Annotated in this window: 31 protein-coding genes; 9 read left to right on the top strand and 22 right to left on the bottom strand. The window is 75.0% G+C overall.

Annotation, left to right across the window (positions count from 1 at the left end):
* Window positions 1–17: 17 nt before the first annotated feature.
* Complete coding sequence (locus VM242_02490; GenBank protein ID HVM04017.1) at window positions 18–1856, bottom strand: S9 family peptidase; 1839 nt, start codon at window positions 1854–1856, stop codon at window positions 18–20.
* A 53-nt stretch (window positions 1857–1909) separates the two neighbouring features.
* Here VM242_02490 and VM242_02485 point away from each other — a divergent pair, with 53 nt between their 5' ends.
* A complete protein-coding gene (locus VM242_02485; GenBank protein HVM04016.1) occupies window positions 1910–2146 on the top strand; it encodes an Lrp/AsnC ligand binding domain-containing protein in 237 nt (78 codons plus the stop codon).
* 43 nt (window positions 2147–2189) lie between these two features.
* Here VM242_02485 and VM242_02480 read toward each other — a convergent pair whose 3' ends face one another.
* Genes VM242_02480 through VM242_02465 form a run of 4 tightly spaced genes read right to left on the bottom strand, consistent with a single transcriptional unit; the run spans window position 2190 to window position 4882 of the window.
* Window positions 2190–2561 (bottom strand): hypothetical protein, encoded by a 372-nt coding sequence (locus VM242_02480; GenBank protein ID HVM04015.1) that lies wholly within the window; start codon window positions 2559–2561, stop codon window positions 2190–2192.
* Window positions 2562–2583: 22 nt separating this feature from the next.
* Complete coding sequence (locus tag VM242_02475; protein ID HVM04014.1) at window positions 2584–2898, bottom strand: antibiotic biosynthesis monooxygenase; 315 nt, start codon at window positions 2896–2898, stop codon at window positions 2584–2586.
* A 53-nt stretch (window positions 2899–2951) separates the two neighbouring features.
* Window positions 2952–4076, bottom strand: coding sequence for an iron-containing alcohol dehydrogenase family protein (locus tag VM242_02470; GenBank protein HVM04013.1), 1125 nt, complete (start codon window positions 4074–4076; stop codon window positions 2952–2954).
* The gene (locus VM242_02465; GenBank protein HVM04012.1) at window positions 4073–4882 is read right to left on the bottom strand and encodes a PIG-L family deacetylase; all 810 of its coding nucleotides are present in this window, start codon (window positions 4880–4882) and stop codon (window positions 4073–4075) included. The genes VM242_02470 and VM242_02465 overlap by 4 nt, the downstream gene beginning before the upstream one ends.
* 32 nt (window positions 4883–4914) lie before the next feature.
* On the opposite strand from VM242_02465, the gene VM242_02460 reads away from it, so the two are divergent.
* Together VM242_02460 and VM242_02455 are read left to right on the top strand one after the other, a co-directional pair.
* Window positions 4915–6651 carry a Rieske 2Fe-2S domain-containing protein gene (locus VM242_02460; protein HVM04011.1) on the top strand — a complete coding sequence of 579 codons (1737 nt, stop codon included), beginning with the start codon at window positions 4915–4917 and terminating at the stop codon, window positions 6649–6651.
* A gap of 74 nt (window positions 6652–6725) precedes the next feature.
* Window positions 6726–7976, top strand: a complete 1251-nt coding sequence (locus tag VM242_02455; GenBank protein HVM04010.1) for a family 1 glycosylhydrolase — start codon at window positions 6726–6728, stop codon at window positions 7974–7976.
* A 153-nt stretch (window positions 7977–8129) separates the two neighbouring features.
* Here the strand turns inward: VM242_02455 and VM242_02450 are convergent, their stop codons facing one another.
* From VM242_02450 to VM242_02400, 11 genes are all read right to left on the bottom strand, one after another.
* Complete coding sequence (locus tag VM242_02450) at window positions 8130–8705, bottom strand: hypothetical protein (protein HVM04009.1); 576 nt, start codon at window positions 8703–8705, stop codon at window positions 8130–8132.
* Window positions 8702–9226, bottom strand: a complete 525-nt coding sequence (locus tag VM242_02445) for a DUF6286 domain-containing protein (protein ID HVM04008.1) — start codon at window positions 9224–9226, stop codon at window positions 8702–8704. Before VM242_02445 ends, VM242_02450 begins: the two co-directional genes overlap by 4 nt.
* The gene (locus VM242_02440) at window positions 9223–9642 is read right to left on the bottom strand and encodes an Asp23/Gls24 family envelope stress response protein (protein HVM04007.1); all 420 of its coding nucleotides are present in this window, start codon (window positions 9640–9642) and stop codon (window positions 9223–9225) included. Before VM242_02440 ends, VM242_02445 begins: the two co-directional genes overlap by 4 nt.
* Window positions 9639–9830, bottom strand: coding sequence for a hypothetical protein (locus VM242_02435; protein HVM04006.1), 192 nt, complete (start codon window positions 9828–9830; stop codon window positions 9639–9641). The genes VM242_02440 and VM242_02435 overlap by 4 nt, the downstream gene beginning before the upstream one ends.
* Window positions 9831–9847: 17 nt before the next feature.
* Window positions 9848–10126 (bottom strand): DnaJ domain-containing protein, encoded by a 279-nt coding sequence (locus tag VM242_02430; protein HVM04005.1) that lies wholly within the window; start codon window positions 10124–10126, stop codon window positions 9848–9850.
* On the bottom strand, window positions 10113–10415 hold the full coding sequence (locus VM242_02425) for a hypothetical protein (protein ID HVM04004.1): 303 nt from the start codon (window positions 10413–10415) through the stop codon (window positions 10113–10115). The genes VM242_02430 and VM242_02425 overlap by 14 nt, the downstream gene beginning before the upstream one ends.
* Complete coding sequence (locus VM242_02420) at window positions 10412–10855, bottom strand: Asp23/Gls24 family envelope stress response protein (protein ID HVM04003.1); 444 nt, start codon at window positions 10853–10855, stop codon at window positions 10412–10414. Before VM242_02420 ends, VM242_02425 begins: the two co-directional genes overlap by 4 nt.
* Window positions 10856–10945: 90 nt before the next feature.
* Window positions 10946–11551 (bottom strand): PH domain-containing protein, encoded by a 606-nt coding sequence (locus tag VM242_02415; protein HVM04002.1) that lies wholly within the window; start codon window positions 11549–11551, stop codon window positions 10946–10948.
* A 40-nt stretch (window positions 11552–11591) separates the two neighbouring features.
* Complete coding sequence (def, locus tag VM242_02410) at window positions 11592–12092, bottom strand: peptide deformylase (protein HVM04001.1); 501 nt, start codon at window positions 12090–12092, stop codon at window positions 11592–11594.
* 249 nt (window positions 12093–12341) lie between these two features.
* Window positions 12342–12878 (bottom strand): ACT domain-containing protein, encoded by a 537-nt coding sequence (locus VM242_02405; protein ID HVM04000.1) that lies wholly within the window; start codon window positions 12876–12878, stop codon window positions 12342–12344.
* A 193-nt stretch (window positions 12879–13071) separates the two neighbouring features.
* Window positions 13072–14319 carry a TrpB-like pyridoxal phosphate-dependent enzyme gene (locus VM242_02400; protein ID HVM03999.1) on the bottom strand — a complete coding sequence of 416 codons (1248 nt, stop codon included), beginning with the start codon at window positions 14317–14319 and terminating at the stop codon, window positions 13072–13074.
* Window positions 14320–14413: 94 nt separating this feature from the next.
* Here VM242_02400 and VM242_02395 point away from each other — a divergent pair, with 94 nt between their 5' ends.
* Window positions 14414–14593 (top strand): hypothetical protein, encoded by a 180-nt coding sequence (locus tag VM242_02395; GenBank protein ID HVM03998.1) that lies wholly within the window; start codon window positions 14414–14416, stop codon window positions 14591–14593.
* Between the two features lie 18 nt (window positions 14594–14611).
* Here VM242_02395 and VM242_02390 read toward each other — a convergent pair whose 3' ends face one another.
* The 5 genes from VM242_02390 to VM242_02370 all read right to left on the bottom strand — a co-directional run bounded on the left by VM242_02390 (window position 14612) and on the right by VM242_02370 (window position 18841).
* Window positions 14612–14956 carry a metallopeptidase family protein gene (locus tag VM242_02390; GenBank protein HVM03997.1) on the bottom strand — a complete coding sequence of 115 codons (345 nt, stop codon included), beginning with the start codon at window positions 14954–14956 and terminating at the stop codon, window positions 14612–14614.
* A gap of 8 nt (window positions 14957–14964) precedes the next feature.
* Window positions 14965–16044, bottom strand: a complete 1080-nt coding sequence (locus VM242_02385) for a hypothetical protein (GenBank protein HVM03996.1) — start codon at window positions 16042–16044, stop codon at window positions 14965–14967.
* Between the two features lie 58 nt (window positions 16045–16102).
* A complete protein-coding gene (locus VM242_02380; GenBank protein HVM03995.1) occupies window positions 16103–17602 on the bottom strand; it encodes a Mur ligase family protein in 1500 nt (499 codons plus the stop codon).
* Window positions 17599–18342: an alpha/beta hydrolase gene (locus tag VM242_02375; GenBank protein HVM03994.1), complete on the bottom strand. Its 744-nt coding sequence runs from the start codon at window positions 18340–18342 to the stop codon at window positions 17599–17601. Before VM242_02375 ends, VM242_02380 begins: the two co-directional genes overlap by 4 nt.
* A gap of 160 nt (window positions 18343–18502) precedes the next feature.
* Window positions 18503–18841, bottom strand: coding sequence for a hypothetical protein (locus tag VM242_02370; protein ID HVM03993.1), 339 nt, complete (start codon window positions 18839–18841; stop codon window positions 18503–18505).
* 103 nt (window positions 18842–18944) lie between these two features.
* Here VM242_02370 and VM242_02365 point away from each other — a divergent pair, with 103 nt between their 5' ends.
* The 5 genes from VM242_02365 to VM242_02345 all read left to right on the top strand — a co-directional run bounded on the left by VM242_02365 (window position 18945) and on the right by VM242_02345 (window position 22818).
* Window positions 18945–19121: a hypothetical protein gene (locus VM242_02365; protein ID HVM03992.1), complete on the top strand. Its 177-nt coding sequence runs from the start codon at window positions 18945–18947 to the stop codon at window positions 19119–19121.
* A gap of 360 nt (window positions 19122–19481) precedes the next feature.
* On the top strand, window positions 19482–21497 hold the full coding sequence (locus VM242_02360; protein HVM03991.1) for an ATP-dependent DNA helicase UvrD2: 2016 nt from the start codon (window positions 19482–19484) through the stop codon (window positions 21495–21497).
* A 9-nt stretch (window positions 21498–21506) separates the two neighbouring features.
* Window positions 21507–22007 (top strand): DUF2505 domain-containing protein, encoded by a 501-nt coding sequence (locus VM242_02355; GenBank protein ID HVM03990.1) that lies wholly within the window; start codon window positions 21507–21509, stop codon window positions 22005–22007.
* 32 nt (window positions 22008–22039) lie between these two features.
* Window positions 22040–22339, top strand: a complete 300-nt coding sequence (locus VM242_02350) for a hypothetical protein (GenBank protein HVM03989.1) — start codon at window positions 22040–22042, stop codon at window positions 22337–22339.
* Window positions 22340–22392: 53 nt separating this feature from the next.
* Window positions 22393–22818, top strand: coding sequence for a hypothetical protein (locus VM242_02345; protein HVM03988.1), 426 nt, complete (start codon window positions 22393–22395; stop codon window positions 22816–22818).
* A 15-nt stretch (window positions 22819–22833) separates the two neighbouring features.
* On the opposite strand, the gene VM242_02340 is transcribed toward VM242_02345, so the two are convergent.
* The coding region (locus VM242_02340) for an exodeoxyribonuclease III (protein HVM03987.1) at window positions 22834–23462 on the bottom strand (629 nt) is incomplete at its 5' end.

The following is a 23462-nucleotide window of genomic DNA, read 5'->3' as shown; positions in this document are numbered from 1 at the left end:
CGCTATCGCCGGCTCAGTCACTCCTCGCAGCGCCCCCCGAGGTGCCTGGCCAGGAACGACTCGGCCGCCGCGTAGAACCGCAGGCGGTTCTCCGGCTTGGCGAAGCCGTGCCCCTCGTCCTCGAAGAGCATGTACTGGTGGTCGACGCCCTTCTCCTTCAGGGCGGCCACGAACTGCTCGGACTCGGCCTGTTTCACCCGCGGGTCGTTGGCACCCTGGGCGATCAGGAGCGGGATCCGCACCGACTCCACCCGCGACAACGGGGAGCGCGACCACAAGAAGTCCTCCTCGGTCTCCGGGTTGCCCACGCGGGTGTGGAACTGGGCGACGAGCGGCGCCCAGTAGGGCGGGATGCTCTCGATCAGGGTCCTCAGGTTGGACGGCCCCACGATGTCCACCGCGCACCGGAACAGCTCGGGAGTGAACGTGGCGCCCACCAGGGCGGCGTACCCGCCGTAGGAGCCCCCGTAGATGGCCACCCGCTCGGGGTCGGCCCACCCCTGGCCGACCGCCCACTCCACCGCGTCGACCAGGTCGTCGTGCATGCGCCCGCCCCACTCGCGGTCGCCGGCGCTGACGAAGTCCTTGCCGTAGCCGATGGAGCCCCGGTAGTTCACCTGGAGGCACAGGTAGCCGCGGTTCGCCAACCACTGGGCCTCGGGGTTGAAGCCCCACTGGTCCCGGGCCCACGGGCCCCCGTGGACGTTCAGGACCGTCGGCAGCGACCGGCGGGCGGCACCCGGGGGGAAGGTGGCGTAGCCGGAGATCTCGAGCCCGTCGCGGGACTTGTAGGAGAACGGCTCCATGCCGGCCAGCCGGTACCGGTCGAGCGCCGGCTGGTGGTGGAACAGGAACGTCCCCTCGCCGGTCCGGCGGTCGAACGAGAAGTACGACACGGGGCCGTCGTCGGCGGTGAAGCCGAGGAGCCACACCTGGTTGTCGTCGTCGCGGTTGGCGACCTGCATGTCGCCCGGGTGCAGCGCCCGCATGGCCGCCACGTCGGCCACCAACGACTCGTCCAGCACCTCCCACTCCAGCCGCTCCCGCAGGAACGCCACCAGCTGCGCCTCCCGCGTGTCGGGATGGACCACGACGTCGGTGACGTCGAAGCGGGGGTCCTCGGCCAGCACCTCGGGCTCGCCGCCGGCCAGCGGCAGTCGCACCAGGCGGCCGGCATTGGCGCCCTGGGACGAGATCATGAGCAGAGCCGTGCCGTCGGCCGTGAAGTCGACCGGCCCGGTGCTCAACGAGTCCTCCTGGCCGACCTGGTGGAACGGGCGCCAGTCGTCGTCCTCCGAGTCGCGGACGACGGTCACCATGCCTCCGTCGGGGGTGGGTGCAACGGCGGCCCGGACCCGGAGGTCGCGGTCGGCCACCCACCCGACGAACCCGGGGTTGTCGGCCACCTTCTCGAGGTCGCCGGTGGCCAGGTCCAGCCGGTAGACGTCGTGCAGCTGCGGGTTGTCCTTGTTCAGCCCCACGAGCACGGTGCCCGGGTGATGCTTGGACACCTCGATGACCTGGGCCTGGACACCGCCGAAGGGGGTGAGCTCGCGGTTCTGGCCCGTCTCCAGGTCGACGGCGAACAGGCGCCAGTCCTCGTTCCCGCCCTGGTCCTTGAGGTAGAGGAGGTGGCGGCCGTCGCGCGCCCAGAAGTGCTGGCGGATGCCGCGGTCGCGGTCGTCGGTGACGGCGCGGGCATCGTCGGCGCCGACGTCGCTCACCCACACGTTGAGCACGCCGTCGTCGGGCGCGACCCACGCCAGCCGGCGGCCGTCGGGCGAGATCCGGGGTGCGATGCGCTCGGGGTTGCCGAAAAGGACGTCGCGCGGGATCAGCTCGGGGGTCTTCGCCATGGTCCTCCACGGTAGAGTGCCGCTGCCCGGCAGGTCAGCGAGGAGGCAGCCAAGTGGCCGTTACCGCGTACGTGCTCATCCAGACCGAGGTCGGCAAGGCGGCGCAGGTGGCCGACCAGGTGGCGCGCATCGACGGCGTCGTCTCGGCCGACGACGTCACCGGTCCGTACGACGTCATCGTGCGGGCCGAGGCCGCCTCGGTGGACGAGCTCGGGCGCATGGTGGTGAGCAAGGTGCAGCTCATCGACGGCATCACCCGGACCCTCACCTGCCCCGTCGTCCACCTGTAGCGGCACGGCGCCGGCCCGGCGGCCGCCTCGCAGCCGCGGTCGGTCAGGTGGCGGGGATGGTCATGGCCCGGAGGGCGAGGCCCATGACGAACAGCCCTCCGAGGCCGTACAGCAGGTGGACCCGGTGGCGCAGCTGCTGGCGGTACGAGTAGAGGATGCCGACGGCCGCGATGGCCACGAACCCGTAGAACATGTGGAACTGCGCCCGCTCGGTGTCGCGCCCCGACAGGAGGCGCACGCCGAGGACGACCTGGACGAACACGGCGACCTCGGCGGCAGCCGTGAACCACCACAGCGCCCTCGTCCGCAGCGCCTCGTAGCGGTCGGCGCCCAGCGCCCACAGGCCGGCCACGCCGTTGCCGACCACCACCACCCACGCCCACGCCACGTGGACGTCGCGCAGCGCGGCGATCACCTCGGGGCGGCGCTCAGGGCCCTCAGGCGCGGGTCGCCCGCTGCTCGAGGTCGAACGACCACAGCTCCGAGCCGGTGGCGACTGGCGCCGTCGCGCCCTCGGGCTGGGCGTGGCCCTGGCTGAACGCCTGTGAGGCGACCCACTTCTGGAACGACTCGTCGTCGGCCCAGCGGGTGTAGACGAGCCACGTCTCGCGGCCGTCGGTGGGGCGCAGCAGCTGGAACTCCTCGAAGCCATCGGTCTTCTCGACCTGGCCGGCGCGGGCGGCGAACCGGGCGGCGAGTGCCTCGGCCCGCTCGGCGGGGACGTTGATGGCGTTGATGCGCACGACGGACATGCCGGCGATCTTGGCACGACCCCCGCCGGCCGGTCAGATCGCCCCGGGAGCGATCACCGGCCGGTGAGCGCGGCGGTGAGGATGGCGCGGGCGTCGTCGACGCTCACGGGCCGGACGTTGCCGGCGACGTTCCCGTTGCCCGGCGACGCCTCGGCGGCCGCCTCCACGTCGTCGGCGGTGACGCCGCACTCGGCCAGGGTGGCGGGCAGGCCGAGCCGCTCGCGCAGGCGGGCCGCCGCGCCGGCGGGGTCCGACGGGTCGCCCAGGGCGGTGCCGAGGCGGGCCGCCATGTCGCCGATGGCGTCGAGGTTGAAGCGCAGGGCGTGGGGCAGGACGAGAGCGTTCACCAGTCCGTGGGGCAGCCCGGTGCGCCCACCCAGCAGCTGCGACAGGCCGTGGTGGACGCCCATGGAGGCGTTCTGGAGGCACCGCCCGCCGAGCACGGCGCCCTCGAGCATGGCGGTGCGGGCGGGGAGGTCGGCGGGGTCGTCGACCACGAGCGGCAGCGCCGACGCCACCCGCTCGACGCACGACAGGGCCAGCGCCTCGGCCTCGGGCGACCGGGTCGGCGAGTACGCGCACTCCACCCCGTGGGCCAGGGCGTTCATGCCCGTCTCGGCGCTCACCCGGGGGGGCGTGTCGAGCGTGAGGACCGGGTCGTACACGGCGGCAACCGGCGCCAGCACGGGCGACGACGTGCCCCGCTTGCGCCGCGTCGCCTCGTCGGTCGAGCCGAAGAACGGCGTCAGCTCGGCACCCGAGTACGTCGTGGGCACCGAGACGTGGGGCAGGACGGGGCGGTCCGCCCACGTGGGCGACTCGGGACCGGCCCGCTGCTCGGCGGCGAAGCAGACGGCCTTGGCCAGGTCGGCGCACGACCCGCCGCCGAACGACACCACGCCGTCGACACCCTCGGCGCCCGCCCGGCCGACGGCAGCGTCCACCGCCGAGGTCGGCACGTGCGGCCGAACGCCGGTGAACACCGACACCGACACGCCCGCCGATCCCGCGGCGTCGACGAGGCGGGCGGCCCCGGCGGAGGCGCCCCGCCCCTCGGTCGTCACCAGCAGGGCCCGCCGCATCCCGACGGCGGCGCACAGCTCGCCGACCCGCTCGACGCTCCCCGGGCCGAAGACGATGCGCTGGGCGTACCCGGTGTGGACCCAGCTGGCGCTCACGCCGGCGCCGGCGCCGGTCCCAGCAGCCAGTCCTCCCGGGTGCCCTCCGGAGCGCCCCGGCGGACGAACCACTCGGTGCCCCACATCGCCCGGAAGGTGTCCGCGTCCAGGCGCAGGAAGAACGACGACTCGCTGATCTGGCTGGCGTGGGCGGCCATGGCCTTGCGCTTCTGGTCGAGGTAGGCGGTGACGTCCACGGTGGTGGTGATGAGCTCGCCCGGCGTGCCGAACGTCTCCAGGTCGAGGTCGCCGGCCGCCTCCTCCGCCTCGGGGGTGTCCATCCCCTCGGCCGCCAGGGCCATCATCTCGGTGATCCGGTCACGGTTCATGGTCGACTCGTACACCGCCGGCGTGCCCGCCAGCTCGGCCGCCCGCACGCCCACCCGGTACACCTGGATGTGGTCGGGGTGCCCGTAGTTGCCGTGGTCGTCGTAGACGGTCAGGACGTCGGCCCGCTCGTCCTCCAGGATGGCGGCCAGGCGGGCCGCCGCCTCGTCCACGTCGGCCTGCCAGAAGCAGCCGGGCGCGTCGTTCTCGGGCATGCCGATCATTCCCGAGTCGCGGTAGCCGAGGAACTCCACCCGGGACACGCCGAGCACCTGGGCGGCGGCCAGCGTCTCCTGGGTGCGCCGGTCGCCCAGCGTCTCCCCGGGGGCGAGGAAGCCCTCCTCCACCTCTCCGTGCTCTCCGCGGGTGGCGACCACGAGGACGACCCGGTGCCCCTCGGCGGCCGCCCGGGCCATCGTGCCCCCGCACGCGATCGCCTCGTCGTCGGGGTGGGCGTGGAATGTCACCAGCGTTGCCATCCATCATCCTCGCGCAGGCCTACGGTGGCACCGTGCGCGTAGACGTCGGCACCGTCGAGGAGCTCCGGGAAAAGGGGTGCCTCACCGGGAAGGCGGGCGCCCAGCCGGTGTGCGTGTTCTGGTCCGACGGCCGGGCGTACGCCCTGGACGACCGCTGCCCGCACATGGGCTTCCCGCTGCACCGCGGCACCGTCGAGGACGGCCTGGTGACGTGCCACTGGCACCACGCCCGCTTCGACCTGTCGTCGGGCGGCACCATGAACCCCTTCGCCGACGACGTGCGGGCCTACCCGGTGTCGATCGACGACGGCCGGGTGGTCGTCGTGGTGGAGGAGGCCGGCGAGGCGGCCCGTGCCGCAGTGGTGGCCCACCAGCGCCGGCGCCTGGAGGAGGGCCTCGAGCAGGGCCTCACGCTGGTCACCGCCAAGGCCACGCTGGCCCTGCTGGACGCCGGCGTGGCCGCCGAGGAGGTCGTGCGGGAAGGCGTGGAGTTCGGCACCACCTACCGGGACGCCGGGTGGGGCGCCGGCCTGACGGTGCTCGTCGCCATGGCGAACGTCCTCCCCTCCCTCGATCCCCACGACCGCCCACGGGCGCTGGTCCACGGGCTGGCGTTCGTGTCCCGCGACACCCGGGGCCGCCCGCCGAGCTTCCCGCTGCGGCCCCTCGGCTCGGGCGACGTGGGGCCCGAGCGGCTCGTCGGGTGGTACCGGCGGTTCGTGGAGAACCGCAACGCCGCGGCCGCCGAGCGCACCCTGCTGACCGCGCTGGAGGCGGGAATGGCCCCGGACGACGTGGCCCGGATGATGACGGCGGCCGCCACCGACCACGTCTTCCTCGACGGGGGCCACACCGTCGACTTCACCAACAAGGCGTTCGAGGCGCTGGAGCTGCTGGGCGACGGCATGGCCGCGGCCGTGCTCACGTCGCTGGTCCCGGGGACGGCTCGGGCGGCCCGCTCCGAGGAGGAGGGTCGCTGGCGCCACCCGTCCGACCTGGCGGGACTGGCGGCGGACGCGGCGCTCCGCCTGCCCCACCTGGTGGCGGCGGGAGAGCCCCGGCGGGGGACGTGGAACGACGTCGCCGGGCTCGCCTGGGCCGTGCTCGGCGACGACCCGGCCGGGATCGTCGACGCGCTGTGCGACGCGGTGGCGGCGGGCGCCACGCCCGAGCAGCTGGGCCGGGCCGTCGCCTACGCGGCGGCGCTGCGCATCACCCGGTTCCACACCCAGAACGACCACGGCGACTGGGACGTCGTCCACCACGCCTTCACGTCGGCCAACGCCGTCCACCGGGCGCTCGTGCGCGCCCCGTCGCCCGAGCTGCTGCGCGGCGTGATCCACGGGGCGCTCAAGGTCCACCTCGACCGCTTCCTGAACGTCCCGGCGGCACGGCTGCCCAGCGTCGACGGCGACGTGCGCCTCGAGGAGCTCCAGGCCTGCTGGGACCGGCAGGGCGGGGTGGACGAGGCGGGCGCCATCGCCTACGGCTGGCTGCGCCGGGGCGGCGACCCCGACGCGCTGGTGGCCGCCCTGGGCCGGGCGCTGCTGGCCGAGGACGCCGGGTTCCACTGGTACCAGACCTACGAGGCGGCGGTGCGGCAGTTCTCGGCCTGGCCGGCCGGCTCGGAGGAGGGAGCGCTCGTCCTGGCCGGGTGCGCACGCTTCCTCGCCGCCCACACGCCCACCCGCCGGGAGCTGGCCCAGGTCGTCCAGATCGCCTTCCGGCTGCGACGGGGCGAGGCCCTGTTCGACGAGGGCGAGGCCTAGCCCCGACCCGGCGCCCGACGACCGGATCCGGGTCGTTCGGACTCCGAGTTCGCCCGACGGAGAGGGTGTGGCACGTGTCACACTTCGGCATGGCCGAGTCCCTCGCCCGACCGCGGCCGTTGCGCCTGGGCGTGGCGGTCGGAGGCTTCGAGGCCGAGGGCGGCTACAACCGCCCGGGGCTCCCGGCCAACAACTGGTCGTGGTGGGAGGCGGAAGGGCGGGCACCGAGGAGCGCGTCGCTCAGCGCCTCGTGGCCGCGCTGGGAGGCCGACCTGGCCCGGGCCGCCGAGCAGGGTTGCCGGACCGCCCGCGTCAGCGTGGAGTGGGCCCGGTGCGAGCCGCTCGACGGGCGCCTCGACCGGCGGGCCCTGGGCGACTACTGCCGGCTGCTGGAGACCTGCCACGACCACGGGCTCCAGCCGGTGGTCACGCTGCACCGGAGGGCCCACCCGGCGTGGCTGGGCGTCGACTTCTGGCTGCGGCCCGACTCCCCGGAACGGTTCCGGCGCTGGGTGGAGACGGCGGTGGACCGCTTCGCCGGGCGCACCCACCGGTGGGTGACGATCGACGACCTCAACGTCACCGCCCTGTGGTCGTACCTCGGCGGCCACTGCCCGCCCGGCCGGCGCCTCGACGTGGGGGCCGCCATCCGGTGCCTCGACCACCTCCTCGCCGCCCACGTGCTGGCCTTCGAAGCGGTCAAGGAGCGACAGCCTCAGGCCGTGGTCGGCTTCGGCACCCGGGTGCTGCCCGTCTACGAGCTCGACCGCCTCCTGGTCGACCTCCTGCTCGGGCGGTCCGCGGGCATCGAGCGTCACCATCTCGGGGCCTGGCTGGCCGACCGCAGGGACCGGTACGGCGCGGGCGCCGGCGTGCCCGCCACCGCCGTGACCCGGGCGCTGCGCTGGTGGACGGCGTCGGCCGTGCCCCTCGAGCAGGCGCTGGCCCGGGCCACCGCCGCCGCCTACGAGACCGCCTGCGCGCGTTCGCTGGACGTCGTCCACCTCGGCGCCGACGACGACGACCTCCACCGCTCCCTCCCGTTCCCGCTCCCCCGGCCCGTGCCGGGTGCGGCGTCCGTCTGGCTGGCCGACGCCTGCCGGGCGATGGCCGACGCCGGCGTGCCCGTCGCCGTCGTCAGCGACACTCCGACCGACGACGACCGGTTCACCCGCGACGTCGCCTCCCTCGATCGGGCGGCGGCCGAGGGCGCTCCCGTCGTCGCCTACTTCGCGCGGCCGGCGGCCGTCCGGCCCGCCGCCCGCCGGTCGGCCTCGACCGGCCGGGTCGACCGGCGCGAGCCGACCCTGCCCCTGTCGGGCTGATTCGACCTCGTTCGTTCGCTTCGCTCACTCCACTCGCTCGAGTTGGATCAAGCTCCGGCGGGCGAGCGGAGCTCGCCCGCCTCCGCCCTGTCCCTTTTCCCGGTGTCCGCAGCCGTAGGGGCCGCCTGCGGCGGCGGGGGCGGCCACGGACCGTTATCTGGCGCGCCGCGGGGACACGCCGGCGGCGAAGCGGTAGCGCACTCGGGCGTCGACGTCGTCGACCTCGAGGGCCTGGCGGAAGCGGGGGAACGCCTCCTCCTCGATGCGGCGGTTGACGGCCGGCACGTCGGCGTCGTCGTCGACCTCGACGGTGAGCACGACCTCCGGGCGCGAGCCGTCGCGCAGGAACCGGGCCGAGGCGGCCTGCACGCCCGGGTACGACTCGACGTCGCGGCCGAGCGCCGCCGCCGCGGGCGCCGCCTGGACGAAGGTCGGCCCGCCCGCCCGCTCGCTGAGGTCGAGGCGCGTCACCCGGGCCCCCACCAGCTGGCGGCGCAGCCAGCGCCAGCCCACGTAGGCGACCAGGACGGCCAGGGCCGCCGCCGCCGGCCACAGCCACGGCTCGTTGCGGTCCACGAACGAGCGCGCCGCGTCGGTGATCACGGGGTCGTCGGACGCCTCCTCGCCGAAGGCGCCGAGGCCCCGCGCCACCCCGTAGACGCCGCCGGCGAGGAGGAGCACGCCGGCCAGCGTCACGCCGACGACGTCGGCCCGGTCCGAGCTCCTCACCGCTCGTCCCTCGCCTTCACGGCCACGGCCACGGCGGTGTCGGCCAGCCCAACGGCGCGCAGCCGCGCCGTCGTGGCCTCGGCCACCCGGGGCTGGAGGTCCTTCACCAGACGGCGGTTCGTCGCCGCCTCCACCGTCGCCCGCGCCGGCGAGACCTTGGCCCGGGCGGTGGCGACGCCGTCCACCCGCTGGGCCGTGCGGGCCAGAGACCGCTCCAGGCTCCTCCGGGACAGCTCCGCCCGCGAGCCCCCACCCAGGGGGACGGTGTCGGGCCGACGGCGGGCCACCTGGAGGGCGAGCAGGGCCACGCCGGCCGCGGCCACCGCCAGGAACAGCCACGTCGCCTCCGACGAGCTCCACCGGTCGGCGACGCCCGCCCGGTACCAGTCGCCGTGGGGCAGCACCCAGGGCTGGGCGCCGAACGCCGCCACCGCGATCTCCACCGCGACCACGACGCCGCCCGCCAGCAGGGCGAGCGCCAGCGCGGCGGCCACCGCCCGGTGCAGGAGGCGGGCCGTCACCGGGCCCTCGCCGGGCGGGCCCGGCACCGGGCGGGCAGGCCGGTGACGGTGACGGTGACGCCGCGCACGCCCAGCCCCGCCAGCTCGCCCAGGCGGGCCGTCACCCGCTCGCGGACCCGTCGGGCGGTGGTGGCGACGGGCAGCGGGTACCGCACGTCGACGGTGAGGTCGACCGACACGGCGTGGCCGCTCACCTCGGCGGTGGCGCCGGCCGACGCCGACGACGACCACGGCGCCAGCCGGGAGAGCCCGGTGGCCACGACCTCGACGCCGTCGACCTCGGCCGCCGCCCGTGCCGCGATCTTCTCGCACACCCGCGGCGCGACGGTGGTCACGCCGAGCTCGGTCTCCAGCCGCCCGCCGCCGGCCGGCAGCGGGACGGTGGGGTCGTCGGGCCGCACGGCGGTCGTGCTCACCGGGGCGGGCGGCGGGAGCCGTTGATGTACTCGGTGACGTCGATCTCGCCTTCGACGACCTTGACGACGACGAAGCCGAGGGCGCCGCAGAAGGCGACGATCAGCATGGCGCCGAAGCCCTCGAAGGCGAGGGCGAGGCCGAGCACGAGTCCGACGAACAAGCCGACGGTCGATCGCTGGAGCAGCATGTCTTCCCTCCTGGTGGTCAGCGCAGCCGGCGGGCGTCGCGGCGGCGGCGGGCCAGCCCGGCCAGCCGTCGCAGACCCCGGCGGCGGTGGTGGAACACGACGTCGGCCGTGGCCGTGGACGGCGTCGGCACGGTGGTCGTGCCGGTGAGACGGCGGTAGGCGTCGACGCCGGCCCGGAACCGGTCGGGATCGCCGCCCCGGTCGGGGTGGTGGGCGGCCGCGAACCGGCGGAACGCGGCCCGGACCTCGCGGGGCGAGGCCCCGGGGGCGACCCCGAGGACGTCACCCGGCGGCAACGGCGGGCACCTCCAGGTCGTCGACGAAGACCCGTACGGGCCGGCCGGCGGCGGCGGGCGCCACGGCGGCGGCGACGGCCTCGCCCACCTCGGGGAGCGGCCGGCCCCACCGGGCGACGATGTGCACCTCGACCCCGCCGTCGCCGACGCGCACGCCCGGCACCCGCCGGCCCGGAAGGTACGAGGCGACCTCGCCCACCACGCCCTCGGAGAGGCCGGCGACGTCGGGGCAGGCGGCCGCGGCCTGCGCCACCGCCTCGGGGTCGACGGTCGCCCGCTCGGTGGTCACTGGGCCCGCGGCTCCGCCGGCTCGCTCTCGTCGCCCAGCCAGATGTCGTCGACGACGATGTTCACCTCGGTGACCTCCAGGCCCGTCATGCGCTGCACGCGGTCGATGACGTTGCGCCGCACCGACTCGGCGACATCGGGGATGGAGACGCCGTACTCGGCGACGAGGTCGACGTCGATGGCCGACTGGCGCTCGCCGACCTCGACCTTCACCCCCTGGGTCGGGTTCGGCCCGGTCCCGCCCACCGGCAGCCTCTCCTTGATCGAGCCGAAGGCCCGGGTGGCGCCCGTGCCCATCTGGTGGACGCCGGCGACCTCGCGTGCCGCGATCCCGGCGATCTTGGCGACCACCGAGTCGGCGATCGAGGTCCGTCCCTGGGGCCCGACCAGCGAGGGGGTCCCCCGCTGGACGTCCGGCACCATCGTCGCTTGCTGGGACATGTCGTCCTCCTCTGCCACGTGCGACCGGAGGTTTCTCTACCGAACGACACGACGGCGCAAACGGGCGGAGGCGCCGCCGCTCGCCGGCGACTACATGCGGTCGAGCAGCTGTGCCTTCTTGGCGTCGAACTCGGCCTGGGTGATCACGCCCCGCTGGCGGAGCTCGTCCAGCTTCTCCAGCTGCTCGGGGATGGACAGCTCCCTCGACCCCGACGCCCGGGCCGCGTCACGGGCGCCGGCCCGCTCCATCTCGGTGTAGATGACGTTCTGGACGAGGAAGGGCTTGGGGATGTCGGTGAAGAGCTGCTGGCCCCGCTCGCCACCCGACTCGATGGTGACGTCGCCCGAGCCGATGAGCCGCTCGAAGAGGGTCTGGCTCACGGCGATGTCGTTGACCCGCTCGAGGGGGATCTCCTTGCCCTGCTTGCCGAGCACGCCCACCCGGTGGATGAGGCGGTCGGTGGTCACCACCACGTTGGTGGTCGCCCACTTGGCGTACACGACCGCCAGCCACACGGCAGCGACCACGATGACGACGAGGAAGGCGATGCGGGCGGCGTCGACGTCGCGGAGGGCGACGGCGCCCACGATCCCGGCGACGAGGACGACGACCGGCTTCACGAAGTACCACCAGTGCGGGTGGAGGTCGAGGACGATGTCCTCGCCCTCGTTCAGCAGCTTCCGCGGGAAGGGCACGGGCCCACGGTAGAGCGCGCGGCGGCCCGCCGGGCGGTCCCTACCGGTAGACGGTGCGCCGGAACACGGCGTCGGCCGAGCTCACCCGGTCGAGGAACAGCAGGCCGTCCAGGTGGTCCATCTCGTGCTGCACGGCGCGGGCCTCGAAGGCGTCGGTGCGCAGCACCCGCTCCTCCCCGTCGACCGTCAGGCCCCGCACCACGACGAGGGTGGAGCGGGCCACGTCGCCCGTCAGGTCGGGCACGCTCATGCACCCCTCCCGCCCGTGGACGGGGTCGGACGCCACCAGGACCTCGGGGTCGAACAGGACCACCTCGCCGTGGCACGAGCGGGCCTTGCGGTGCCCGGTCACGTCGATGGCGAACGCCCGCAGGCTCACGCCGATCTGCGGGGCGGCCAGGCCGACGCAGGCGGGCGACGCCCGCATGGTGTCGATCAGGTCGGCGGCCAGGTCCCGGCACGCCTCGTCCACCTTCCCCACCTCGGCGGCCCTGATCTTCAGCACCGGCTCCGGCAGCCGCAACACCGGCCGCACCGCCATCAGCGCATCCGGGCGCCGGCACGGCCGGCTCGCCGGGCGAGCCCTGGCCGCGAGGCGAGCCTCACAGACCCCACCGGCCCCTGGCGGGGCGGCCATCGAACGACGAGAATCGCCGGCGGCCGCTCTCGCCGCCGAAGGCGGCCTCCCCCGGCTGCCGGCCGGGAGGACAGGGCGGAGGCCGGCGGCTCTGCCGCCCGGCCGGAGCACCGCCGGCTCGGCTCGGAACCTCCGGTTGCGAGTCGATTCCCCTCACAGGATGTCGGCCTCGGAGGGGTGGGCCGAGCACTCGACCCCGAGCTCGCGGGCGAGGGCGACGAGGCGGGCGGAGAGGTCGGTGCCGTCGGCGCCGGGCGGGAGGGCGACCTCGAGGATCATGGCGTAGACGGGGCGGGCCGGCTCGCCGATCACCCGGGTGGTGAGGTCCACCACGTTGACGCCGGCGTCGGCGAGGAGCGACGTGAAGCGGTGCACGATGCCGGGCCGGTCGGCGCCGTAGACGGCCACCGACCACGGCTCCCCGCTCGGGCCCGGGCGCACCTCCTCGTCGATCGGCCGGACGTGGACGACGAGGTCGAGGTCGGCGGCGGGGGCGGCCAGCGCCTTCTCCAGGGTGGCCGCGTCCAGCCCCTCGGGGCCGGCCACGACCAGCATGATGGCGAACTGCCCCCGCAGGATCGTCATCGACGAGTCCTCCAGGTTGCAGCCCGACTCGGCGAGGGCGCCGGTGACGGCGGCCACGATGCCCGGCCGGTCGGCGCCGACGGCGCTGAGCGCGAAGTGCGGCATCAGTGCTTCGACCTCATTCGTTCGCTTCGCTCACTCCATTCGGTCGAGTTGGAACGTGCTCCGGCGGGCGAGCGAAGCTCGCGCCGCCTCCGCCCTGTCCTTTCCCGGTGTCCGCAGCCGCAGGGGCCGCCTGCGGCGGCGAGAGCGGCCGCAGACCTTGCGCCTGAGCGAAGCGGACGAATGTGGTCGGACATCAGGCGTCGAGCCGGTCGTGGAGGTGGTCGTCGTAGGCCGACAGGTCGAGCAGCCCGTGGCCCGAGTACCCGAACAGGATCACCCGCTCTTCGCCCTCCTCCTTGGCCGCCAGCGCCTCGTCGACGACGGCCCGGATGGCGTGGCTCGTCTCCGGCGCGGCGATGGTGCCCTGGGTGCGGGCGAACTGCACGGCCGCCTCGAACACCTTCGACTGCGGGTAGGCGACCGCCTCCATGCGGCCGCTGCGGACCAGGTTGGAGATGATGGGGGCGTCGCCGTGGTAGCGCAGCCCGCCGGCGTGGATCGACGGCGGCACGAAGTCGTGGCCCAGCGTGTACATCGACAGCAGGGGCGTCATGCCCGCCGTGTCGCCGAAGTCGTACTCGAAGCGACCGGCCGTCAGCGTGGGGCACGAGGACGGCTCGACGGCCACCAGGCGGACCCCCTCGTCGGCCACGAAGGGCAGCGCCAGCCCGCCCAGGTTCGACCCGCCGCCGCACGACCCGATCACCACGTCGGGGCGCTCCTCGCCCGCCAGGGCCAGCTGCTCCTTCGCCTCCAGCCCGATGACGGTCTGGTGCAGCAGCACGTGGTTGAGCACCGAGCCCAGGGCGTAGTGCGTGTCGGGGCGGGAGGCGGCGTCGGCGACGGCGTCGCTGATGGCGCTGCCCAGCGACCCGGGATGGCTCGCGTCCGCCACCGGCGACGGGACGACCCGGCCGCCCCACGTCTCGATCATCATCCGCCGGTACGGCTTCTGGTCGTACGACGCCCGGACCATGTACACCATGCAGTCCAACCCGAACAGGGCGCTGGCGAACGACAGGGCGCTCCCCCACTGCCCGGCGCCGGTCTCGGTGGCGAGCCGGGTCGTGCCCTCGGCCTTGTTGTAGAAGGCCTGGGGGACCGCCGTGTTCGGCTTGTGCGACCCGGCCGGCGACACCGACTCGTCCTTGAAGTAGACCCGGGCCGGGGTGTCGAGCGCCTGTTCCAGGCGGGTCGCCCGCACCAGCGGGGTGGGCCGCCACAGCCGCAGCACGTCCAGCACCTCGCCGGGGACGTCGATCCACGGCTCGGCCGACACCTCCTGGCCGATCAGCGCCATCGGGAACAGCGGCGCCAGGTCGTCGGGGCCCACCGGCTCGCGCGTGGCCGGGTGGAGGGGCGGGTCCAGGGGCGTGGGCAGGCTCGGCACCACGTTGAACCAGGCCTCCGGGACCTTGTCGGGCGGCAGCGTCCAGCGCATCGTTCTCCTCTCCCCTCGGCTCGGGCGATCCTACGACGGCCCCCGGCGCGAAACCTCTGGACACGAGCGCCCCCGAAGGCGTACCTGTGGCGTCATGGACAACCCCGCCCCGAAGGTGCGCATCGTGGACGGCAAGGTGACGTTCGAGGCCGACATCTCCCCGCCGGCCGACCCCGACGTGCTCGTGGCGCTCAACCCCTCCGACGAGGGCGTCGAGGAGGCCAACCCGGCGCGGGTGCCGCCCGAGCGCTGGATCACCCTGGCCGGCGGCTGACCGGCCCCGCCTCCGGCCCTACGACCAGCCGAGCTCGTCGAGGCGGTCGTCGTCGATGCCGAAGTGGTGGGCCACCTCGTGGACGACGGTGACCCGGACCTGCTCGGTGACCTCGTCCTCCTGGTCGCACACGGCGCAGATCGCCCGGCGGAAGATGGTGATGCGGTCGGGCAGGGCGAAGCCGCCGTACTCGTAGCGCTCGGTGAGGGGGATGCCCTCGTACAGCCCGAGCAGCCCGGCCGGGGGCGACGTGTCGTTCACCACCACCGCCACGTTCTCCATGAGGCGCCCCAGCTCGGGCGGGAGGTCGTCGAGGGCCTCGGCCACCAGCTCACCGAACCGCTCGGGAGGCACGTCGATCACGCGACCGCTCAGGCCAGCTTGTCGGCGATGCCCCCGGCTGCCCGCAGCGCCGTCCCGTCCGCACCCTGCGTGCTCCACGCGAACGACGGTCGGCGCACCGCCTCCTCCAACATGTCGTCGAGGAGGCGGCGGAAGGGGACGGCCGGGTCGACCCACAGGTAGCGGGCCAGCGACCCCGGGATGGTGTTGATCTCGTTGACGTAGAGCTCGTGCCCGTCGTCGCCGGCGGCCAGGAAGTCGATGCGGGCGACGCCCCGCAGGCCGACCAGCCCCGCCACCGTGCGGGCCATCTCCCGCAGGCGGTCGGCCACCGCGTCGGGGACGGCGGCGGGCAGCTCGCGCGGCGCACTGGCCATGCCCTCGCCGCCCAGGTACTTGTCGCCGTACCCGAGGATGTCGCCGCCCGCCGCCCTCAGCGGGCGCTCGATGTTCGACAGCTGCAGGTCGGGCCACGACCGCACGGACACGTTGAGGTCGTAGGCGTCCCGGCGGTACGGCTCGGCCACGGCGCCGGCCCGCAGGTGGGGGACGGCCGGCAGCAGGGCCACCGCCGTGGCCACGTCCCTGACCACCTGGATTCCGATCGAGCTGCCCCCGAAACGCGGCTTCACGATGCACGGCCCCTCCCACGGGACCCCGGTGGTCGACGGGGTGAGCGCCACGCGCGGCAGCGACGGCAGCCCGGCGGCGGTCACCACGCCCCCGAACGCCAGCTTGTCCATGCCGAGGGCCGCCCCCGCCACGGTGGGCCCGGTGTAGGCGATGCCGGCCAGGTCGAGCGCGGCCTGGACGCTCCCGTCCTCTCCCGGTCCGCCGTGGCAGCAGTTGACGACGGCCGACAGCTCGAGCGCCCGGCGCCGGCCGAGCAGGCCCTCGCCCGCCTGGAGGCGCAGCTGGCCCGCCCGGCGGGGGACGCCGTCGGCGAACGCCTCCGCCTCCAGGCCGGCGTCCACCTCCCAGAAGCGCCCGTCCTTGGCCCAGTAGACGCCGGTGACGTCGCCCAGGGCGCGGGCCGCCTGGAGGCCGGTGAGGATGCTCACGTCGTGCTCGGGGGACGGCCCTCCGAAGAGGACGGCGGGCTTGGGCAACGGTTGCGCTCCTCGGCGTGGTCGCGATCGGGCGGACGGGCGGACGGGCGGCGGCGGGTCAGGGGAAGTGGTCGGGCAGGTCGTTCTCGTAGAGGACGGCGTCGCCCTCGCCGACGTGGTCCCGTACCCACGCCACAGCCTGCTCTCTCGTCTCGACCGGCACCACTCGCGCACCCCGCCCGGCCGCGCCCTCCAGCAGCGCCCGCCGGTTGGTGTGGCCGACGACCAGCAGGTGGGTGGCCGCCTCGGCCGCCGCCTCGGCGAACCGGGCGTTCTCCTCGTGCTGGCGCCCGCCCAGCTCCACCATGCCGGGCGTGACGACGACCCGCAGCTTCCCCGGCGCACCGTGGCGGGCCAGCGCCTCCAGCGCCCTGGCCGCGCCGGCCGGGTTGGCGTTGTACGTGTCGTCGATGACCGTCGCCCCCGAGGCCGTCGTCGACACGGTGAGGCGGTGCTGGGCCGTGGGCAGGCCCCCCAGGCGCGCCGCGAGGTCGTCCTCGGCCACGCCCACCTCCAGGGCGGCCGCCACCGCGCACGCCACGTTGGTGGGGTGCCCGCCGCCCGACGTGCCGACCATGCGTCCGCCGACGCGCACCTCACCGTCGACCACGGCGACGTCGGCGTCGGGCGAGGCACCCGAGCACCGCACCACCTTCCGGCCCGCCGCCGTGCGGCCGGCGGCCAGCTCGGCCAGGTGGGGGGAGTCGACGTTGAGAACGGCCACCCGGGCCCGTTCCAGGATCTCGGCCTTGGCGGCGGTGATGTTCTCCTCGCTGCCCATGCGCTCGAGGTGGACGGGCCCGATGGCGGTGATGACGGCCACGTCGGGCGGGCACCACCGGCACAGCTCGGCGATCTCGCCCCGGCCGTAGGTGCCCATCTCGGCCACGAAGACCTCCGTCCCCGGCGTCAGGTTCTCGTTCACGGCCCGGGCCAGCCCGGCCCGGTTGTTGAAGCTGGCCGGGGTGGCGACCACCGACCGGCTGCCGGCGACCAGATGGGCCACGTAGCCCTTGGTCGTGGTCTTTCCGTAGGAGCCGGTGATGGCGACGACGGTGGGCCCCACCTTGGCCAGGCGGGCGGCGGCGTCGCGCACGAACGGCTCCACCAGCTTGCGCTCGAGGGGGGCGGTCACCGCGAGGGCGACGTCGACCAGCACCGGGGTGAGCGCGGCGGCCAGCACCGCCACCGTCGGCCCGTCACCCGTGACCACGCCGACGGCGACGACGCAGCCCTGGGCGGTGGCCCAGACGGCGGCCAGCGTCTTGAGCCGGCGCGTCCACGCCAGCTTGGCCGTGCGCCCCCGGAGCGAGAGCCCGAACGGCCCGGCCGCCACCGCGCCGGCGGCGACCACGGCCGACAGCGGCGAGCCGACCGACAGCACCACCCCGAGGGCGACGGCCACCGCGAGCACGCGGTTCGCCCCGAGCGACCACCAGCGGACGGCGAAGCGGGAGACCGACCCGGGCAGGTAGTGCTCGCGCTGCGCCACCCGCAGCCAGCGCAGGCCGGCCACGGCGCCGGCCACCAGGCCGGCGACCACCGCGAGCACGCTCATGCCGGCGCGGCCAGGCGGCGGGCGACGGCCTCGCGCAGGGCCGCCGGCGCGGTGAGGGGCGTGTGGTGGCCGGCCCCGGGCACGAGGTGCAGGGTGGCGTCGCCCAGGAGCCGGCTCGCCGCCTCGGCCACGGCCACCGGGACGTCGGCGTCGTCGTCGCCCCACACCAGCTCGACGGGGCAGGCGACGCGGGGAAGCACGTCGTCGTAGGTCTCGTTGACGGCGCGCACGTGGACCGAGCGCATCACGCCGCCGGCCGCCCGGTAGTCGGCCGAGCCGTAGCGCCGGCGGAGCGCCTCCATGCGCCCGTCGGAGAGCAGGCCCCGCCGGTGGAGCGCCCTGCCGACCCGGAACGCCGGCGCCGGCCGGCGCCCGGGCGCGTCGGGCCGGCGGACGAGGGGGACGCCGGTCAGCACCAGCCCGCCGACCCGGTCGGGGTGCGCCGCCGCCAAGTGGACGGCCACCCGGCCGCCGAAGGAGTGGCCGAGCACGACGGCGGGCATCGCCATCTCGTCCAGCACGGGTGCCACCGCCGCCGCGTACTCGGCCGCCCCCCACGCCTCGGGCGGTTCGGGCGTGGCGCCGAAGCCGGGCAGGTCGAGGGCCACCGCGTCGAGGCCGTCGAGGGTGGCGCGGAAGTCGGCTGACGACCGCCCCCACCCGTGAAGCGCCAGCACGGCCGGGCGGCCCGACCCGAAGGAGGAACCGAACAGCCGCCCGTCGGCGAAGGCCTGGAGCACGGCGGTTGAACCTACCGGACGACCGTTCCGGGAGACCGGAGCGGCCCCGCCACCTCGCCCTGGCGCAGGCCGGCGCCCGCGGCGGCCGGCTCAGGGACCCGGCGGGAGCGCCGGGTCCTGAGCCGCTTCCGTCTACTTGGCGCTACCAGCGCCGGCCGTCCTACCCGAAGAAGAACTCCATGAGGGTCTCACAGTCCTCCCAGGGCGTGTCCCCGGGGAACACGGGCACCACGGCGTTGCCGGCCTCCCACAGGGCCTCGCCGGCACGCCCCGTGTGGAGGTTGGCGTGGTGCGCCTGGAGGGGAACCGAGTGGCCATTCGCCAACGGCCTGCACTTTTTGATGCTGAGGGGCCACTCGCCGGTTTCGTCGAGTTCGATCCCGGTCAGGAGCAGGTGCGAGTGGGGGGGCACGTCCTGCGACCCCGCCGGGCTCACGAACCCCGCCCCCGCAATGGCCGCCAACGCGGCGAATGCAAATGCTCGCTTCATCATCGCCATGCCCCCCGCTAAGAACGGACACGATCACGCGCCGTGGCGGGAGTCTAAACACGAGACGGCGAGCAGCGCAATGACTGCTGGGCCCTCACCGGCCCGAAGTCCAATGGGGCGCGCCTGCTACTGCTGGAATGGCGACTTCGAGGTGCTGCTCGTCAACGCCGCCCACCCCGACCACCTGGAGCCGCACGACCGCACCATCGGCGCCGCCTGGCTGACACCGGTCTGGGGACGCCGTGTGGACCGACGTGGGGACAACCGGGAATGTCCGGGGACGAGCTGAGGATTTTCCTCCTGGCTCTTGACGGCCGCCGCGCCAGGGTTCACACTGCCATCACTTCAGCACGACGCCACCGCGGCGCCGAGGAGGAGTGGCCCCAGGTCACTCGCCACGGCAAGGCGGGAACGTCAGGCTGGAGAGGATCGAAGCCAAAACGTCGCCGGAACGCCGGACCGCCGAAAGGCGGGAAGGTGGGAAGGCGTCAGGAAGCTGAGATCCGACCTGGACCGGCCCCGAGGAGCAGCGAAGCGCAAGCGGAGCGGCTACTTGGGGCCGTTCCGCGTCCGGGCTCCGGTCGTGCTCGCCTCGACGCGACCGCGACCATCCACCGCGCGGTCACACCCCGTCGGTACGTTCGCCGGTATGGCGTTGCTCGAGGGGCTCGACCCCGCTCAGCTCCGGGCGGTGGTGTCGGAGGCGCAACCGCTGTGCGTCCTGGCGCCGGCCGGCTCCGGCAAGACGCGGGTGCTCACCCGCCGCATCGCCCACCGCGTCGCCACCGGGCAGGCCGACGCCGCCCGCGTGCTCACCTTGACCTTCACCCGCAAGGCGGCGGGCGAGCTGCGGGGCCGCCTGGGGTCGCTCGGGGTGCGCGAGCCCATCGCCGCCGGCACGTTCCACGCCGTGGCCTACGCCCAGCTGCGGCGGCGATGGGCCGACCGGGGCGAGCGCCCGCCGGTGCTGCTCGAGCGCAAGGCCCGCCTGCTGGCGCCGCTGCTCCCCCGCGCCCGGACCGGCGCGGCGGCCAGGGCGACCGTCCAGCCCGGCGACCTGGCCGCCGAGATCGAGTGGGCCAAGGCCCGCCTCGTCCCCCCGTCGCGGTACGAGGCCGAGGTGGAGGCCGCCGGCCGGCGCCCCCCGGTCCCGCCGGCCACCATGGCGGTCCTCTACGAGCGCTACGAGAACGAGAAGCGCCGCAAGGGCCTGGTCGACTTCGACGACCTGCTGATGCTGTGCGCCCTGGCCCTGGAGCAGGACCGGGAGTTCGCGGCGGCCCAGCGCTGGCGGTTCCGCCACCTGTTCGTGGACGAGTTCCAGGACGTGAACCCGGTGCAGTTCCGCCTCCTCCAGGGCTGGCTGGGCGACCGCAGCGACCTGTGCGTGGTGGGCGACCCCGACCAGGCCATCTACTCCTGGAACGGCGCCGACCCCACGCTGCTCACCGGCTTCGAGCGCCGCTTCCCGGGCGCCGAGGTGGTGCGGCTGGACCGCAACTACCGCTCCACGGCGCAGATCGTGGCCGTGGGCCGGGCCGTGCTGGGCGGCGGCGGTGGCGACGGCGGGCACGACGTCACCGCCGTGCGGGGCGACGGGGCCCTGCCGGCGGTGCGACCGTACGACACCGACGCCGACGAGGCCCGCGGCGTGGCCCGGGCCCTGCGTCGGGCCCACCGGCCCGGCGTGCCGTGGTCCCACCTGGCCGTCCTGGCCCGCACCAACGCCCAGCTGGTGCTGTTCGAGGAGCGCCTCCGGGCCGCCGGCATCCCGTGCCGCCTGGGCGGCGGGGCGCTGCTGCTCCGCCTGCCCGAGGTGCAGGCGGCCCTCGAGCACCTGCGGTCGCTCCCCCCCACCACGCCGTTCGTCTCCCGCCTGGCCGACGTCGAGGCGGCGGCCGCCGAGGGCGGCGCCGAGGAGCGCCGGGCCAACCTGGAGGCCGTCGTCCGCATGGGCCACGACTACGCGGCGGTCGACGCCGCCGCCACCGTCGACGGGTTCGTCGCCTGGCTGGCGGCCGGCGACCGGGGCGACGGCGCCGACGGCGGGCGGCCCACCGACGCCGTCGAGCTGGCGACCTTCCACCGGGCCAAGGGCCTCGAGTGGCCGGTGGTGTTCGTCACCGGCCTGGAGAAGGGGCTGGTCCCCATCGGCCACGCCACCACCCCGGCGGCGGAGTCGGAGGAGCGGCGGCTGCTGCACGTCGCCCTCACCCGGGCGGTCGACGAGGTCCACGTGAGCTGGGCCGAGCGGCGCACGTTCGGCTCGTCGTCGGTCGCCCGAAGCCCGTCGCCCCTGCTGGGCGCCATCGAGGACGCGGTGGCGGCCATGGCCGCCGGCGGCACGCCCGGGGAGTGGCGCGAGCGCCTCGCCGCCGAGCGGGCCAGGCTGCGCGCCCTGCCCGGCCCCGGCCCCGGCCGCCACCGCCCCGGCGCCGGCGCCGACCCGGCCGTGTGGGAGGCGCTCACCACGTGGCGGGCGCAGGCGGCGCAGGCCTCGGGCGTGCCCGCCCACGTCATCTTCCACGACGCCACCCTGGCCGCGGTGGCCGAGGCCCGCCCGCGCAACCGGGCCGAGTTGCTGGCGCTCCCGGGCCTCGGGCCGGTGAAGGCCCAGCGCTACGGCGACACCCTGCTCGCCGTGCTGGCGGCCTGCGGCTCGTAGTCTCCACCGGTGCGGTTCCGGGTCGAGCAGCGCTTCGACGGCCCGCCCGACGTGGTGGAGGCCGCCCTGCTCGACCCCGCCTTCGTCTCCGAGCTCTCCCGGCTGCCCGGGCTGGGGGCGCCGGAGGTGCTGTCGCACGAGGTCGACGGCGACGTGGTGCGCCGGCGGGTCCGCTACCGCTTCACCGGCGACCTCGCCCCGGCGGTCACCGCCGTGGTCGACCCCGACCGCCTCACGTGGGTGGAGGACACCTCCTACGACCTGCGCTCGCACCGGGGGGACCACCGGGTCCGCCCCGACCACTACGGGGGGCGCCTGAAGGCGTCCTACACCACCCGGGTGGAGCCGGACAGCGACGGCACCCGGCGGCTCACCGAGGGCGAGGTGACCGTCCGCTTCCCGTTGGTCGGCGGCCGGGTGGAGAAGGCGATCGTGTCGGGCCTGGCCGAGCATGCGCGCCTCGAGGCCGACGCGCTGTCGGAATGGCTGCGAAATCCAAACAGGGGTTGACTCGCCACCACGCGCGGCGCGACAACAACGACATGCGTACCTTCCTGTGGCCGGCGGAGGACGGGTGGCCCTATCCCGACACCGGCCCGGAGGTCGCCGACCCCCAGGGTGAGGTCGACGAGGACCTGCTCGACCTCCACGCCCGCTCCCCCCGCCTGTTCGCCGCCCTCGACGCCGTCGAACGCCAGGTGATCACCCGGCACTACGGCCTCGACGGCGCCCAACCGTGCTCGATGAAGCAGCTGCACAACGAGACGGGCATGTCGAGGGCGGAGTTGCGCGAGGCCCTGGGGTCCGGGCTCGGCAAGCTGCGCATGCAGCTCGGGAGCTGAGGGTTGCCGCTCGTCCGTGCCGGCCGTTCGTGCCACCTAGGATGACGGGAGCCATGCCGCACTGGATGTCCATCGAGGTGATCGACGGGTCGTCGGCGGCTTCCCTGTGGGCCGACGCCCATGGCGACGCCCTGGTCGAGTCCGCCTTGTCCACCGGTGCCGTCGACTGGTCGTGGCACCGCCACACCTGGGGCGTGGTCTTCGAGGTCGCCTTCACCGACGAGGAGGCGTGGGAGCGGTTCCGGGGCCTGCACGGCGTGCGGGCGGCCCTCGACGCCGTCCCCGACCCCGACTTCGGGCTCGTCATCTCGCGTGGCCGCGGCGGCAGCGCCGGCACCCGTGACCCCCGCCGGCCCCCGCTGCTCAGCGGCTCGGGCGCGGCCGCCCTCCCCCTGCCGTTCGACCTGTTCGGCGAGGACGAGTGGCGGGTCTCCCCCGCCGACCTGCTCGACCTGCGGCGCCTCAGCCTCGCTCGCTGACGCCTGCGCGGGCCCTCAGTCCGCCACGTCCACCAGCAGGGGCGCGTGGTCGGACGGGAGCTTTCCCTTGCGCGCGTTGCGGTCCACCAGCGTGAACGTCACCCGCTCGGCCAGCGGCTTCGACACGAGGACCAGGTCGATGCGCATGCCGCGGTGGTTGTGGAAGTCGCCCGCCCGGTAGTCCCAGTACGTGAAAAGCCGGTCCTCCTGGCGGACCAGCCGGAAGGCGTCGACCAGGCCCCACTCCCGCAGGTGGGCCAGGGCGGCCCGCTCGGGACCGGTCACGTGGGTCGAGCCGACGAACGCCGACGGGTCCCACACGTCGCGGTCCTCGGGCGCCACGTTGAAGTCGCCGCACACGGCGACGGGCGAGCGGGGGTCGGTGGTGTTCTCCAGATGGCGGCGCAGTCGCTCCAGCCACGACAGCTTGTAGGCGTAGTGGTCGCTGCCCACGGCGCGCCCGTTGGGCACGTACACGCTGGACACCCGCACCCCGCCGCACGTGGCCGAGATCAGGCGGTTGTCGGGGTCGGCCTCCAACCCCTCGCAGAAGCCGTCGACCACGTCGTCGATGCCCACCCGGCTGAGGATGGCGACGCCGTTCCACCGGCCGTTGCCGTGGTGGGCGCTGGAGTACCCCAGGG

The sequence above is a fragment of the Acidimicrobiales bacterium genome, assembly GCA_035540975.1.
Taxonomy (GTDB): Bacteria; Actinomycetota; Acidimicrobiia; order Acidimicrobiales.
The sequence above is the reverse complement of the archived record's forward strand: the minus strand, read 5'-3'. Positions and strand labels throughout refer to the sequence as shown.